This window comes from Citrobacter sp. Awk 4 (genome assembly GCF_028069725.1).
Taxonomy (GTDB): domain Bacteria; phylum Pseudomonadota; class Gammaproteobacteria; order Enterobacterales; family Enterobacteriaceae; genus Citrobacter_D.
In genome coordinates, this window is record NZ_JANEWG010000037.1 from 1 (window position 1) to 15,408 (window position 15,408).

The 15,408-nt window shown below is 53.4% G+C and carries 15 protein-coding genes; 9 read left to right on the plus strand and 6 right to left on the minus strand.

What is annotated here, in order from left to right; all coding sequences use genetic code 11:
* Positions 1–210: 210 nt before the first annotated feature.
* On the plus strand, positions 211–996 hold the full coding sequence (locus NNO04_RS15600) for a hypothetical protein (RefSeq protein ID WP_271445464.1): 786 nt from the start codon (positions 211–213) through the stop codon (positions 994–996).
* A gap of 53 nt (positions 997–1,049) precedes the next feature.
* Positions 1,050–1,598 carry an NUDIX hydrolase gene (locus NNO04_RS15605; protein WP_271445465.1) on the plus strand — a complete coding sequence of 183 codons (549 nt, stop codon included), beginning with the start codon at positions 1,050–1,052 and terminating at the stop codon, positions 1,596–1,598.
* Between the two features lie 87 nt (positions 1,599–1,685).
* On the opposite strand, the gene ypfH is transcribed toward NNO04_RS15605, so the two are convergent.
* The 6 genes from ypfH to dapA form a co-directional block, all read right to left on the minus strand.
* A complete protein-coding gene (gene ypfH / locus NNO04_RS15610; RefSeq protein ID WP_271445466.1) occupies positions 1,686–2,384 on the minus strand; it encodes an esterase in 699 nt (232 codons plus the stop codon).
* A 72-nt stretch (positions 2,385–2,456) separates the two neighbouring features.
* Entirely contained in the window at positions 2,457–4,472 is a 2,016-nt protein-coding gene (locus NNO04_RS15615) for a tRNA(Met) cytidine acetyltransferase TmcA (protein ID WP_271445467.1), read from the minus strand.
* Between the two features lie 15 nt (positions 4,473–4,487).
* On the minus strand, positions 4,488–5,354 hold the full coding sequence (gene ypfJ, locus NNO04_RS15620; protein ID WP_271445468.1) for a KPN_02809 family neutral zinc metallopeptidase: 867 nt from the start codon (positions 5,352–5,354) through the stop codon (positions 4,488–4,490).
* Positions 5,355–5,491: 137 nt separating this feature from the next.
* Entirely contained in the window at positions 5,492–6,205 is a 714-nt protein-coding gene (gene purC, locus NNO04_RS15625) for a phosphoribosylaminoimidazolesuccinocarboxamide synthase (protein ID WP_162379056.1), read from the minus strand.
* 110 nt (positions 6,206–6,315) lie between these two features.
* Positions 6,316–7,350 carry an outer membrane protein assembly factor BamC gene (bamC, locus tag NNO04_RS15630; RefSeq protein WP_271445469.1) on the minus strand — a complete coding sequence of 345 codons (1,035 nt, stop codon included), beginning with the start codon at positions 7,348–7,350 and terminating at the stop codon, positions 6,316–6,318.
* 16 nt (positions 7,351–7,366) lie between these two features.
* On the minus strand, positions 7,367–8,245 hold the full coding sequence (dapA, locus tag NNO04_RS15635; protein ID WP_162379058.1) for a 4-hydroxy-tetrahydrodipicolinate synthase: 879 nt from the start codon (positions 8,243–8,245) through the stop codon (positions 7,367–7,369).
* 145 nt (positions 8,246–8,390) lie between these two features.
* On the opposite strand from dapA, the gene NNO04_RS15640 reads away from it, so the two are divergent.
* The 7 genes from NNO04_RS15640 to hyfE all read left to right on the plus strand — a co-directional run bounded on the left by NNO04_RS15640 (position 8,391) and on the right by hyfE (position 15,408).
* Positions 8,391–8,963: a glycine cleavage system transcriptional repressor gene (locus NNO04_RS15640; RefSeq protein ID WP_202882566.1), complete on the plus strand. Its 573-nt coding sequence runs from the start codon at positions 8,391–8,393 to the stop codon at positions 8,961–8,963.
* A complete protein-coding gene (gene bcp, locus NNO04_RS15645) occupies positions 8,963–9,433 on the plus strand; it encodes a thioredoxin-dependent thiol peroxidase (RefSeq protein ID WP_162379060.1) in 471 nt (156 codons plus the stop codon). Before NNO04_RS15640 ends, bcp begins: the two co-directional genes overlap by 1 nt.
* 260 nt (positions 9,434–9,693) lie before the next feature.
* Positions 9,694–10,311: a 4Fe-4S dicluster domain-containing protein gene (locus NNO04_RS15650; RefSeq protein ID WP_271445470.1), complete on the plus strand. Its 618-nt coding sequence runs from the start codon at positions 9,694–9,696 to the stop codon at positions 10,309–10,311.
* Positions 10,311–12,332 carry a hydrogenase 4 subunit B gene (gene hyfB / locus NNO04_RS15655; protein ID WP_271445471.1) on the plus strand — a complete coding sequence of 674 codons (2,022 nt, stop codon included), beginning with the start codon at positions 10,311–10,313 and terminating at the stop codon, positions 12,330–12,332. The genes NNO04_RS15650 and hyfB overlap by 1 nt, the downstream gene beginning before the upstream one ends.
* A 10-nt stretch (positions 12,333–12,342) precedes the next feature.
* On the plus strand, positions 12,343–13,290 hold the full coding sequence (locus tag NNO04_RS15660; RefSeq protein ID WP_271445472.1) for a respiratory chain complex I subunit 1 family protein: 948 nt from the start codon (positions 12,343–12,345) through the stop codon (positions 13,288–13,290).
* 16 nt (positions 13,291–13,306) lie between these two features.
* A complete protein-coding gene (locus tag NNO04_RS15665; protein WP_271445473.1) occupies positions 13,307–14,746 on the plus strand; it encodes a hydrogenase 4 subunit D in 1,440 nt (479 codons plus the stop codon).
* An 11-nt stretch (positions 14,747–14,757) separates the two neighbouring features.
* Entirely contained in the window at positions 14,758–15,408 is a 651-nt protein-coding gene (gene hyfE / locus NNO04_RS15670; protein WP_271445474.1) for a hydrogenase 4 membrane subunit, read from the plus strand.

Genomic DNA, 15,408 nt, shown 5'->3' on the forward strand with positions numbered 1-15,408 from the left:
AATAAGTAATGACGACTAACATCAGCGATGCAGATAAGTCCATCTTAATTAAATCATTTTCTCAGATGTATCATGCAATTACTTCCGCCCATTACACTCTCAATGGTACATTATTAGGTTCAGCCACTGCCACTTCAATTTTGGGCGACCCCCCCCGCAGGCACGCCTTCCCCGGATTCATTAAATGACATTCTGAATAATGCAATAAAAGTGCCTTCCACAACATCTATTGTTGCTGTTCCATCTTCAGTAACGAACCCCAGTTCTCCACCTGATACTGTATTACTTAAAATGCTCAGTCAGGTGAGAACACTCGAATCATATATTTCGACACTCACTGCTTTTTGTATTTATAATGAACACCCTGCGCCTTATGATATAACCAAACCCGATCAGGCCAGCGCATTTGCTGTGGCCATGACAAAATGGCGGAGTTACGTCATTACCGGCGGTGCCGTTAAGGCAATGGCGGCATATTTACCGGTAACCAGTCTGGTCGCTCAAAACTTTTCGAAAAATGTCACCAGTGCCGATTTACATCTGGGATTCCTGACCCAGTTGTTCGGTGGTTTCGGTCTCCCCGGCGCAGCAATAAAGCAACTCGACAGTATACTGACTGGCGTTGTCGATCAGTTGAAGCAGGTACAATTGTCTTTTCAAACACAGTCCTCAAGCCTCGATCATTTCCTTACTTATTATTACTTTGCCACCGTTCAGGGGACAGGGGGAGATTCAGGTATCCCAGCGATGTACGACTGTAAAGTAAGAACCATGTTTTTACATATCGATCAGTCTTCCTGGAAAGCCGCTATTGGGAAATCGTCAATTAATCATTTTACTTTCAATATGAACTACTTTGATATGGATACGACGATGGGGGATCTCACTGACGATGTTTCCGCTATCAATGCCTCCATTAAGCAGCTAACAGGTAAATCGGATGTGGAAATCAGCGCAATCATGTCCCCAAAAGCGATTACTGCCGATCCTCAGTAATTAATTCAACATCGTAATATACAAATCCCAACTAATTAATCAGGAGTCTAACCATGTGTGCAGACTATGTTTATGCGTGCGTCCTCTCTGAGGATAAAAAAAGCTTTCTGGTTGCCAGAAAAAAACAGTACGGATATTTCTTTCAATATAAAAGTGTACCAAGGAAAGTTCTGAATTTCTCGGGACAGGATGTATTACCTGGCGGTGGATTACCTTCTAATTACACTCCGGAAATTGGCGCATTAAAGGAGTTTCAGGAAGAGACTGGTATTAATATCAAATCCCCACAAATAAACGCCACCACTCTCGGCCAGTGTGAATTTGATTATGAACATGAAGGTCAGACAGGTAAGTATTACGGTGTATTTTTTACCGTCCCGGATCTGGTTAGCCTGCGCAACCAGATTAACAGGAATCTGGAAATGGACGTCAGTGAAAAAGTAAAATATGTTGAAGATGATGAGCTTAACAATATAGAAATCTATAACTTCGACACTGCAATGAAAATGCTGAGTACATTTAACCCGACTCAAGCTGCCCCTGGTTATAATAAGCAGACAGATAAAAGTTGGTTTGCTAACATTTTGAATCAACTAAAATAGTTGATATTCAAAATATTATATCCTTTGATAAGCAGATAATAATAAGTACCGCGACCTTGCGGTACTTATTTTGCTGCGTACTGAATGCTAGATCATCTCAATCACATCATCATCATGGGGCGTACCGCCACTCAGCGCTTCATCGAAGTAATGCTTCGGTACGGTATAGCGCAAATGATCGAGTGCAAACTGCATACTGCGGCCATCAATGGCGTGACCTAAATCGTCCACAATATCCAGCGTGACATCGCCACCCGCCCGCAATAAAGCTTCCTGGGCCGCCACCGCATGCGATAACTCAATCACCCGATCCTCACCGCCGTGAATCAAATGCACAGTCGTCGCGGTTGTCGCCGTTTCCGGCAGGCTGGCGTAGCGACCATTAAACGCAATCACTCTGGAAGCCAGGCCCGAATGCGCTTTCACGCTTTCGAGCGACATAATCGCGCCTTGTGAAAAGCCAATCAGCGCCGTGGCTTTCGCGCCTACCCCGCTCTGCTGTTGCCAGTAGCGAATAGTTTCAACGAATACCGGCATGATAGCGTCTACCCGCGCCTGACGATTTTCTTCCGTCACGCCCTGCACGGAAAACCACTGGCGTCCCGGTGCCGGACCACAGGGTTCTGCACCCCCAATGCTGACGATCAGCGCATCCGGGAACAGAGGAATAAACCAGCGCCCCAGTTCTCCCATCGCAACCGGATTGTCCCCCACGCCATGAAACAGCAGCAACAACTGTTGCGCGGGTTGGGCAGGACTTTGAACAACAAAGTGGTCATGTTTCATGGCAATCTCCTTAACTGATGGGTCGATTCTACGCCGCTTAATCACAATGACCATGCCAGGAAATTGAAGGAGTTAGTGAAAAAATTGCCATTGCAAAATACGATCATGTAACCGCTGTGCACGTCCGGCATCCAGGGTTGCCAGCGCCTGCGCCACTTCCGTTCTCTGCATGGCCAGTAGCGCCTTGCGCCCTGGCAGATCCAGTCTGGCGCACAATTGCATTTCACTGTCTTTGTCCTGCAGACGTCCGCGTAACGCAGGAAGCGGGAGATTGCAGGTTTCCAGCAGACGGCGAAGGCAGCCTACCGACGTCAGCAGCGGGCGATGGGCAAAAGCAAAACCTGCCAGCGCCAGCCAGTCATCATCATTAAGCGTAGACTCTTTCAGCGGGATAACCGGAACCGCTTCACCGTTCCAGTGAGCCAACGCCACCGCATCTCGTCGCAGCCGGTGATGTTCACGCTCTGCCAGTTGTTTTCCCGCCTCGCTGATCGGGAAAATAGCCATCGCCGTAAAACACCCACTACTCGCTTCCCGATGATTACCCATCCGAACCAGTATGAATCCACAACGTCGCCAGAAGCGCCACAATGTCGCCGTGAAACCAAAGCTGACGGAGAGATAATCCAGGTTCGATGCGTCGGCACAGGCCCGAGCGATCAACTGTTGACCGAGGCCTTCACGTTGCCTTGTGGGATGTACGGCAATGCGACTCACACGTCTCCCCGTCAGCGTTGCTGCCAGCGGACAACCTCCATGCGCCGCCAGCGACTGAGCAACCAGATTGCCTCTGGGTCGGCGATAGCCCGCCCAGACAGCCTGACTCAAACGGGCGGATAATCCGCCTTCATCCACCAGCCAGACGGCACCCGCCACACGGTCGGTCCCCGAGGCCTGAAGAAAATGCTGACCGGGAGCATCCATCATGCGGCGTAGATCCAGTGGCGATGTGCGATAGTGCGCACCAGAGAGTAATCGATATACCGCCAGCGGCAGTTCCGGGTTTGTGTGCCAGGCGTCCTGTTCAAACGCCGATATGCGGATATCACCACGAGGGGTCTGCACGAACGTTTCGTCATCAAAAACCAGTGCGTCGCTGACTGTTTTTTCCAACGGGCATCCTTGCGCCCAGCGGATCGGCTGTCGCAGCTCAAAACGCTGCAGATGCGCAAAGTGAGCGCAAAACTTCAGTAAAAAGCCGCGGCCAGTGCCTTCGTAACCCTGAACGGTGGTGGTCAACAGCGTGCGCGGAAACCGCGCAACCAGGCGATGAAGTAGCGGAGCGGGAAGTGCCGCGGCTTCATCAACAATCAGCCAGTCTGCGGACTCAGCGCCCGCCAGTAACGCATCCGGCGCAATAAAACGAAATTTGTCACCCGCGAACTGCGCCAGCACGTCCGTTGCCGCTTTCGCCGGTGCTGTCACAATCGCCGTACCGCCGATTCGCCTGATCAACTGCCCTGCCAGCGCTGATTTTCCCCGACCACGCGCAGCGGTGACCGTGGCCACACCGGAATGCATTTGCAACAACTGCTGCAAAATTTCGGCTTGTTCAGGCTGCGGCTCACCCGATGCGGGTCGCCAGTTGTCACGAGCAGGAAAGTGCGGCCACGAGAAGGGCTGATGTTGTTGCCAGTGCAGCACTTGCTCATCGCAAGCGATGCATCGCATAAAATGTTGGACAAAGTGGGGAGTGGGAATCGGTTGTGGGCAGTCGCTCCAGCGCAGTGAATCTTCATCAGGGTGATTTTCCCAGGTCGCATAGGCTGGCGTCAGCAATACCAGCCAGCTTCCCGCCTGCAGCGTACCACTCAACGCGGCAAACGCGGCGGCATCAAATCCCTGGTGCGCATCAAATACCGCATGACGAAACTCTCGCCCCAGCAATGTTTGCAGCGCCTGAGGCCGACAATACGGCTCAACAGGCGCTTCAGATGCGACCCACAACCAGTCGCCCGGTAACGCGTCACGAAGCATGAGCGCCTGTTCAGCACACCAGCGTTCATCACCACTGAGTACCAATAGACGGCGTATTCCCTGCTGCGTCATTTGCGCAGTTAAGGCACTCAGCACATTGTTTTCCGACATCCCTGCCCCGGTCGTTTAGAAGCCTTTGCCAAAGGTATTACATTGTGCTGGGTCTCCGCTATCAAATCCGCGTTTAAACCAGGTGTAACGTTGCTCAGAGGTTCCGTGCGTGAAGCTATCCGGGACAATACGTCCCTGCCCCTGCTGTTGCAGACGATCATCGCCAATCGCCTGAGCGGCATTCAGCGCTTCTTCCAGATCACCCGATTCCAGCACGCCCTGATGTTTCATGCTGTTGCCCCAGACTCCGGCAAAACAATCCGCCTGTAATTCCATGCGTACAGAAAGCTGGTTTGCTTCTGTTTGCGTTGCGTTCTGCTGCAACTGACGCACTTTCGGTTCAATACCCAGCAGTTTTTGCACATGGTGTCCCACTTCGTGGGCAATCACATAACCCTGAGCGAAATCGCCATCGGCGCCCAGTTTGTTCTTCATGTCATCATAGAACGAGAGATCGATGTAGACGGTACCGTCCGCCGGGCAGTAAAACGGCCCCATCACCGACTGGCCCGCGCCGCACCCTGTACGCGTCGCGCCACGGTACATTACCAGCTTCGGTTGCTGGTAGATTTTCCCCATTTTTTCAAACTGTTGCCCCCAGGTATCTTCTGTTGTTGCTAGGATCACCGAGGTAAATTTTGCCGCTTCATCATCATTTGGGCTGATAGAACGTGTCGATTGTTGCTGTGAGACCGGCTCACCGGTCATTAACCCGGTTAAATCCACACCGTAATAACCCGCCACCAGCACCACAATCAGTAGAACGATGCCGCCTTTGCCACCCGGTAAACGAAAGCCAGGACCGCCCATAGAGGGGCCACCACCGGTGCTATTACGCCTGTCTTCCACATTGTCACTTTCACGACGCCCTTGCCAGCGCATAGTCATACCTCATCAATATATTCGTTATAGTGATGATCGTAGGCGCTCAGGGAGAGGATTACCATAGGAAACAGCTACCAGAATCGGCTGTTCGGGAAAACCGGAGAGTTTTTACCTCTCCGGTTTAAGAGAAGATGTTAGTCTAACTTTACACCCAGGCGGTGTGCGACGGCTTCATAGGCTTCGATCAGGCCGCCAAGACTCTGACGAAAACGGTCTTTATCCATTTTATCCAGCGTCTCTTTATCCCACAGACGACTGCCGTCCGGAGAGAACTCATCACCCAGTACCACTTCGCCTTTGTACAGACCGAATTCCAGTTTGAAGTCGACCAGAATCAGGCCAGCGTCATCAAACAGTTTTTTCAGCACATCGTTGGCTTTGTAGGTTAACTCTTTCATCCGTGCCAGATTCTCTTTGCTCACCCAGCCAAAGGTTTCGCAGTAGGATTCGTTAACCATCGGGTCATGCATCGCGTCGTTTTTCAGGAACAGGTCGAACAACGGTGGGTTCAACTCAATGCCTTCCTCTACGCCTAAGCGTTTTACCAGAGAGCCTGCCGCGCGATTACGTACCACGCACTCTACCGGCACCATATCCAGTTTTTTCACCAGACACTCGGTGTCAGAAAGCAGTCGTTCCATCTGGGTCGGGATACCCGCTTCTGCCAGTTTGGTCATAATGAAATGGTTGAATTTGTTGTTCACCATCCCTTTGCGATCAAATTGTTCAATGCGCGCGCCATCCCCTGCTGACGTATCATTGCGGAATTCGAGCACCAACAGGTCCGGGTTTTCCGTGCTGTATACGGTTTTCGCTTTACCACGATACAACTCAGCTTGCTTTTGCATCTTTAACACTCCTGGGTGTGAATTAACGATAAAAATTGCGTTTTTCTGCCGACGCACACGTTTGCGTATCATATCAGAAAAAAGGGCCGGATATCTCCAGCCCTGTTTTATTACTTACTGAATGCAGCCTGGAAGACAGCAACCAGGGCATCGTTTTGCGATTGCGTCAGGGTATGCCCCTTTGGATCGATAAACTGCAAGCTACTACGGTTATCTAAATCACCGACCTGCAATTTATAATCGCCGGAAACCAGTCCCGGATCGCTTGCGCCCAGTTCCTGCCAGTCGCTGTCAGAAAGGGGTTTATAGGTCACGGCGAGGCTACCCTTCGAGCGCGTGCTGTCGGTCACTTTCATGCCCACTTTTTCAAGCGCTGCCGGCAGACGCTGCCAGACGATGTTAAACGGACCGCGTACTACCAGCATCGGCAGACCGGTGTCGTCGGCCGCGCTCTGTACGTCCATGGTCGCAGCAGAACGATTCTGCGCCGCATTCGCCGCGTCAGTGGCCGTCTTATCGAGGCCCGCAGAGATGACGTTCATCATTTCCGCGCTATAACGCTGCAACGACGCTGCATCGGCAACCGGTTTACCCGCCTGTTCCAGGTTAACCAGTTTCACTGAGACAGCCTGTTGATAACCTTGCGGTTTAACAGAGATTTGATAGCGTCCGCGATACTGCTCGTCTTCATCCAGACGGTTCCAGTCAACCCAACCGGTCGTCAGCGTCTGAGTGGCGTCGTCACGTTTGTCAATCGGGTAGTTTTTAGACTGAATCAGACTAACAACCTGCGGCCACAACGTGTTGCCACGACCATTTTCCACCAGCAGGGTTGCGGTATCGCCAGTAAACTGGGTCCGCGCGCCGCTGACCAGCGCTAACGGCTGAGCGGGCGGGCGAATGTCCAGCGCTTTACCCACTGCACCGCTGCCGTTGGTCACCGGAATGTTATAGTCGCCTGCTTGCACCGGCAGAATCATCCCTGCAGGAGCATGAAGTTCAGCAAGCGGCGCTGCATCCAGATAGGATTCATCACCACTCACCTGGCGCTTGTAGCGCGAGTCAGAACTACAGGCAGCGAGCAGCATAACAAGCGAAACACCCGCAACCTTGGCCAGGCGCGACTTTTGTACTGAGTAAGCCATCAAATCTCCCTAAACTTTACAGCAAACCGGCATGCTTAAGCGCCGCTTTGACAATCTCACGACCATTATCCGTGATTGGCGTCATTGGCAGGCGCAGCGTATCGGTCGCCACAAGACCCAACTCCTTACATGCCCATTTCACCGGGATAGGATTGGGTTCGACAAATAGTTTGTTGTGTAACGGCATCAGACGCTGGTTGATCACGCGCGCCTCAGCAAAACGCCCTTCTGCCGCCAGTTTGCACATTTCAGCCATATCGCGCGCTGCAACGTTAGTCGTTACAGAAATCACGCCATGACCACCGAGCTGCATAAAGTCCATCGCGGTCGCATCATCGCCGCTAAGCAGCGCGAACTCATCTGAAACCAGCTCTTTGATCTGGTGAACGCGACTTAAGTTCCCTGTCGCCTCTTTAATAGCGACAATATTTTTCACCTTCGCCAGGCGACCAACGGTTTCCGGCAGCATATCGCAGCCAGTACGGGATGGCACATTATACAGAATCTGCGGCAAGTCGGTGTGCTCAGCGATGGCTTTGAAATGCTGGAACAGCCCTTCCTGCGTTGGACGGTTGTAGTACGGCGTCACCGTCAGGCAACCGACAATACCGCTGTCGTTGAAACGCTGAGTCAGGCTAATGGCTTCCGCAGTCGCATTGGCGCCCGTTCCGGCGATCACCGGAATACGCCCATCCGCCAGATCCAGCGTCATCATCACCACGTCGCCATGCTCATCATGACTCAACGTGGCAGACTCGCCGGTGGTGCCAACAGAAACAATCGCCGAAGTGCCGCTAGCGACATGATAATCAATCAGTTTTTTAAGGCTTGACCGGCAGACATTACCTTTTTCATCCATCGGTGTAACAAGCGCGACAATACTTCCCGTGAACATGGGCCATCCTCTGTGCAAACAAGTGTCTCAATGGTACGTTTGGTACGACAATAAAAGCAAGTGACCAGAGCCGTTCTGATTGTTGTATGCAGGTTTTTTTTATGCTTTCCTTATGATTACCTCACCTCTCAAAGGAAGAACAGGATTGACATCGTCATCGCAACATTATCTGGTCATCACTGCGCTGGGTGCCGATCGCCCGGGAATTGTGAACACTATCACCCGCCATGTCAGCAGTTGCGGCTGTAATATCGAAGACAGTCGACTGGCGATGCTGGGGGATGAGTTTACGTTTATTATGTTGTTATCGGGTTCCTGGAACGCCATCACCCTGATTGAATCGACCTTGCCGTTGAAAGGCGCAGAGCTGGATTTATTGATTGTGATGAAGCGCACGACCGCCCGTCCTCGCCCGGCAATGCCCGCCACGGTGTGGGTGCAGGTCGACGTGCCAGACTCTCCACATTTGATTGAGCGTTTTACCGCCCTGTTCGACAACCACCAAATGAACATCGCCGAGCTGGTTTCACGCACTCAACCCGCCGAAAACGAAAAAGCGGCGCAACTTTTTATTCAAATTACCGCACATAGCCCGGCATCGCAGGTTTCGGTAAATATTGAACAAGCGTTTAAAGCACTATGTACAGAACTCAATGCGCAAGGCAGTATAAACGTTGTCAATTACTCACAACATGATGAACAGGATGGAGTTAAGTAATGAACCCACTGAAAGCCGGTGATACCGCACCGAAATTTAGCTTGCCGGATCAAGACGGAGAACAAGTAAATTTAACCGACTTCCAGGGACAGCGAGTTTTGGTTTATTTCTACCCTAAAGCCATGACGCCCGGCTGTACCGTTCAAGCCTGTGGCTTACGCGATAACATGGACGAGTTAAAAAAAGCAGGTGTTGAAGTGCTGGGGATCAGCACCGATAAACCTGAGAAGCTCTCCCGATTTGCTGAGAAAGAAGTCCTTAACTTCACGCTGCTGTCAGATGAAGATCATAAGGTATGCGAGCAATTTGGCATCTGGGGTGAAAAATCCTTTATGGGCAAAACCTACGATGGCATCCATCGCATCAGTTTCCTGGTCGATCCCGACGGGAAAATTGAGCATGTGTTCGATGACTTTAAAACCAGCAATCACCACGACGTGGTGCTGAACTGGTTAAAAGAAAACGCGTAACTCCTCTTCCCGGCGCTGGCGGCAAGGTGTCGCCAGCGCCGTTTTTCTCTGCGCAACACCCCCCAATGTGACTAATATCACAGTGTTATTTGCCCTGCCGACACTAATGCCGACACACGAAATAGCGGACGGTATTGACCATCACTTTTGTTCTGCATTGGCGATGAAAACCACATAACCAATTGATTTTAAGATAATTTAAAAGATGGCATCCTTTGTGCATAAGAGGCGTAACGTTTTGTTTTGTCTCAAGGAGCCACATGAACCGCTTTGTGATAGCCGATCCTCAGTGGTGTATTGGATGCAATACCTGTCTTGCTGCGTGTTCGGACGTACATAAAAAGCAAGGCTTGCAGCAACATCCACGACTTGCTCTGGTGCGAACCCCCACACAAACCGCGCCAGTGCTTTGTCGTCACTGCGAAGACGCCCCCTGCAAGCAGGTGTGTCCCGTTAATGCGATCACGCGCCATGATGACGCCATTCAGCTCAATGAAAGCCTTTGCATTGGCTGTAAACTTTGCGGCCTTGTCTGCCCGTTTGGCGCCATTGTCCCTTCCGGCAGTCGTCCTGTTGACGTTCCCACTCAGTTTGCCCATCAGGCACAAGGACAACTCAATGACGTGCCAGAAAGCGCTCCGGCGCTCAGCCCCTTCTTACGCTGGGATGCGGGGGTACAAGCCATCGCCGTTAAGTGCGACCTCTGCTATTTCCTCCCCGAAGGTCCGGCGTGCGTCTCCACCTGCGTCACGCAGGCGTTGCACCTGGTCACCGATGATGTCCTGCACCAGCAAACCAGACTAAAACAGCAACTGGCTGTCGACGCGATGCAGGACCTCGCGCTGGATCCTCTTTCATTGGCTCAGGAGCAACGTTAATGGATGCCCTGCAATTATTGATGTGGTCGCTGGCGCTCTATGTCGCTGGTGGCGTGATGTCATTGCTATCCTCAGGACGCGATCGGGCAGCGATTAATATCGCCGGTTTATCGGGCGTTTTAGGGGGACTTACCGGTATCAGCAGTGCGATAGCGCAGCTAAAAACCGGCGCGACGCTCACCTGGGCGATTCAGACCCCCTTCTCATTTGCTGCGCTGTCGGTTCGAATGGACAGTCTGTCCGCCTTTATGGTGCTGGTGATTTCACTGCTGGTCACCGTCTGTGCGCTCTACTCTTTGGCCTACATGCGCGAATACGTCGGTAAGGGCGCAGCCGCGATGGGGTTCTTTATGAACCTCTTTATCGCCTCGATGGTCGGTTTACTGGTGATGGACAACGCCTTCTGGTTTATTGTGCTGTTCGAAATCATGTCGCTGGCCTCATGGTTCCTGGTGATTGCCGAACAGGATGAAGAGTCCGTCAGCGCGGGCATGCTCTATTTCTTCATTGCCCACGCCGGTTCAATTCTGATAATGATCGCCTTCTTCCTGATGTGGCGACAAAGCGGCAGCCTCGACTTCGCCAGCTTCCGGGAATTGTCACTCTCGCCCGGTCTGGCTTCTGCCGTCTTCCTGCTGGCATTTTTTGGCTTTGGCGCAAAAGCCGGGATGCTACCACTGCACAGTTGGTTACCCCGCGCTCACCCTGCCGCACCGTCACATGCTTCCGCGCTGATGTCAGGTGTGATGGTGAAGATCGGTATTTTCGGCATTCTCAAAGTCGGTATCGATCTCCTCGCGCATAGCGGCATTCCGCTGTGGTGGGGCATCGTCGTGCTGGCGTTTGGCGCCGTGTCTGCCGTGCTCGGCGTACTTTATGCCCTGGCGGAGCATGACATTAAGCGCCTGCTGGCCTGGCACACGGTTGAGAACATCGGCATTATTTTGCTCGGGGTCGGGGTCGGTATGATTGGCCTGTCGATACACCAGCCCATCCTGGCGGCGGTCGGTCTGCTGGGCGCCCTCTTTCACCTGCTCAATCACGCCTTGTTCAAAGGGCTGCTGTTTCTTGGCGCCGGGGCCATCATCTGGCGTTTACACACCCGCGATATGGAAAAAATGGGTGCGCTGGCAAAACGGATGCCCTGGACTGCAGGCGCGTTTCTGATTGGCTGTCTGGCCATTTCGGCGATGCCGCCGCTGAATGGGTTTATCAGCGAGTGGTACACCTATCAGTCTTTATTCGCCATGACCCGGTTTGACGATGTGGCATTACGCCTGGCGGGTCCCATCGCCATCGTGATGCTCGCCATTACAGGTGCGTTGGCCGCTATGTGTTTCGTTAAAGTCTACGGAATCAGTTTCTGCGGCGCGCCGCGCAGCGAAAAAGCAGAGCAGGCGCAGGAAGCGCCCTGGCAGATGGTGGCGGCAATGGCTGTACTCGCCGCGCTGTGTGTCTTTACCGGCGTCGGCGCAAGCAGGGTCGCACCGCAAATCATGCAGATTGTGCTCTCGTTTACGGCAGCCAGCACCGCGCCTGTCGCAGAGGGACTTTCGCTGATCCCAGGAGAAATGCATGAAACCTTGATGACCCCATCAACCGTTTTCCTGTTGCTGCTCGCCTTGCCTCTCCTACCGGGTCTGTACTGGTGGATCTATCGCTCCAGACGCGGCACGTTTCGCCGCGCCGGGGATGCCTGGGCCTGCGGCTACGGCTGGGAAAGTGCGATGGCGCCTTCTGCGGGCAGCTTCACTCAGCCGTTGCGGGTGATGTTCTCCACACTCTATCGGTTACGCAAACAGCTCGATCCGTCACCACCGCTCGCCAGTGGCTTACTCCACGCCACGGCCGCTGCGCGGAACACGGAACCGTTCTGGGATGAGTACATCATCGCTCCCATCGTTCGTATGACACAGCGCCTGGCGCAAAAAATACAGTATCTGCAAAGCGGCGATTTCCGCCTGTATTGCCTGTATGTCGTGGCGGCGCTGGTTATTTTGTTACTGATTATCGCCGTCTGAGGAAACGACCATGACACCCACACTCTTCGACGGATATCTGGCAGGTTTTGCGTTGTTGCAGGCCATCATTTTATTGGCACTGACGCCGTTGTTCACCGGGATCTCCCGGCAGATCCGCGCCCGTATGCACTCACGTACCGGACCGGGGATCTGGCAGGACTACCGCGACATCAACAAACTGTTAAAGCGTCAGGAAGTCGCGCCCTCCTCATCAGGCCTGATGTTCCGCGTCATGCCTTGGGTATTGCTCAGCAGCATGTTGGCAGTGGCAATGGCATTGCCACTCTTCATCCGTACATCCCCCCTCGCGGGCGGCGGCGATTTGATCACCCTGATCTATCTCTTTGCCTTATTCCGCTTCTTTTTTGCCCTTTCCGGGTTGGATACCGGAAGTCCGTTCTCAGGGATCGGGGCCAGCCGGGAAATGACGATGGGTATCCTGGTGGAACCCATTTTGATCCTCTCTCTGCTCGTCATCGCGTTGATGGCCGGTTCCACGCATATTGCCGTCATTAGCAACGTGCTGGCCGCCGGTTGGGCATCGCCGGTCGCCACGCTGCTGGCGTTGCTCGCCTGCGGTTTCGCCTGCTTCATTGAAATGGGAAAAATTCCTTTTGATGTTGCAGAAGCCGAGCAGGAACTTCAGGAAGGGCCGTTGACGGAGTATTCCGGTGCCGGACTGGCGCTGGTGAAGTGGGGACTTGGGCTGAAACAGGTGGTGATGGCCGCGTTGTTCATCTCGCTGTTCCTGCCGTTTGGTAACGCAACAACCCTGACTTTCAGCAGCTTACTGATCTCGCTGGTCGTGACGTTGGGCAAAGTTCTGCTGCTCTTCGTGCTGGCGTCTTTCTTCGAAAATACTCTGGCGCGCGGCAGATTCCTGCTGACGCACCACGTTACCTGGCTCGGTTTTAGTCTCGCCGCGCTGTCGTACGTTTTCTGGTTAACCGGTCTGTAAGGAGCATCGACATACCATGGAATCTCTTGCTCTAACGACGCTGCTGCTACCGTTTATCGGCGCGCTGGTCGTTTCGCTTGCCCCACAGCGCCAGGCCGCCACATTGGGGACGCTCTTTGCCGGACTGGCGACGCTCAGTATGCTGGCGCTGGAAGTTATGTTTTACCAGACCGGGAAAGCGACCGTTGTTCTTCCGCTGGCGAGCGTCAATGACATCGCGCTGTTTGGACTGGTGATAGATCGCGTCAGTACGTTAATCCTGTTTGTGGTTGTTTTTCTCGGCCTGCTGGTTTCACTTTTTTCCAACGGCTATTTGACCGAAAAAAACCGCGAACACCCGCACAACGGTAGCAACCGCTATTACGCCTTTCTGCTGATTTTTATCGGCGCCATGTCCGGACTGGTTCTCTCTTCCACCATTCTGGGGCAACTGCTGTTTTTTGAAATCACCGGCGGCTGTTCTTGGGCGCTGATCAGCTACTACCAGACAGCAAAATCACAGCGTTCTGCATTAAAAGCGCTGTTGATTACTCACATTGCCTCACTGGGGTTGTACCTCGCCGCCGCCACGCTGTTTCTGCAGACCGGCACCTTTGCGCTCAGCGCACTGAGTGAAGTGCAAGGTGACGCCCGCTATCTGGTCTACGGCGGCATTCTGTTCGCCGCATGGGGGAAGTCGGCACAATTGCCGCTCCAGGCCTGGTTGCCGGATGCGATGGAAGCGCCAACGCCAGTCAGTGCCTATTTGCATGCGGCATCGATGGTCAAAGTGGGGGTCTACATTTTTGCCCGCGCGATCCTCGACGGCGGCCAGATCCCTCCTGCCATTGGCTGGACGGGGGTGGTGATGGCGCTGGTAACGCTTATCTACGGTTTCATGATGTATCTGCCGCAACACGATATGAAGCGCCTGCTGGCCTGGTCGACCATTACTCAACTGGCCTATATCTTTCTCGCGCTGTCGCTTGCCACCTTCGGTTCTCATCTCGCTTTCGAGGGCGGTATTGCTTACATCGTCAACCACGCGTTTGCCAAAAGCTTGTTCTTCCTGGTTGCGGGTTCTCTGAGTTATAGCTGCGGAACACGTCTGCTGCCGCGCCTGCGCGGGATATTACGCACATTACCGCTGGTGGGAATTGGCTTCTGCGTGGCAGCGCTGGCCATCACCGGCGTACCGCCATTTAACGGATTCTTCAGCAAGTACCCGCTTTTCGCCGCCGGTTTCATGCTCTCCAGTCAGTACTGGCTGCTGATACCGATCCTGGTTCTGGTGCTGATTGAGTCGGTCGCCAGTTTCGGTTGGTTTATTTATTGGTTTGGTCGCGTCGTGCCGGGCAAACCGAGTGACGACGTTGCGCAGGCCGTGCCGCTGCCGTTCTCAATGCGTCTGGTTTTGATGGTACTGATTGTGATGTCGCTTGTGTCCAGCGTCATCGCCGCAACCTGGCTTCAGTAAGGAGGTGAAGGATGACGGGAACAATGCTCGTAAATAATCTGGCGGGACTGATGATGCTGACGTCACTTCTGGTGATCTGCGTCAAAGGCTATCGCCTCTCATGTATTTTTTATGCCGTCCAGTCGCTGGTTCTGGTGTCCATCTTCGTGACGCTCTCGCGGGTGTTTGCGGCAGAACAATTGATGATGTGGTCGGTCAGCGCCTTCGTCACCAAAGTGGTGATGGTGCCTATTATCATGAGTTTTGCCGTACGCAAAATCGCCCCGGTCAGCACAGAGAAGAACTTGTTCGGTCCGGCAACCATGGCGTTACTGGCCGCACTCATTGTGCTGCTCTGCGCTTTCGTCGTACAGCCGGTGAAACTGCCGATGGCGGCGGACCTGAAGCCTGCGCTGGCAGTGGCGCTGGGGCATTTCCTCCTCGGACTGCTGTGCATTATCAGCCAACGCAATATCTTGCGGCAGATTTTCGGCTACTGCCTGATGGAGAACGGCTCCCATCTGGTGCTGGCGCTGATCGCCTGGCGTGCGCCGGAGCTGGTCGAAATAGGCATTGCTACCGATGCCATTTTCGCCGTTATCGTGATGGTACTGCTGGCCAGAAAGATTTGGCGAACCCACGGCACGCTGGACGTGAACAACCTGACTGCGTTGAAGGGATAA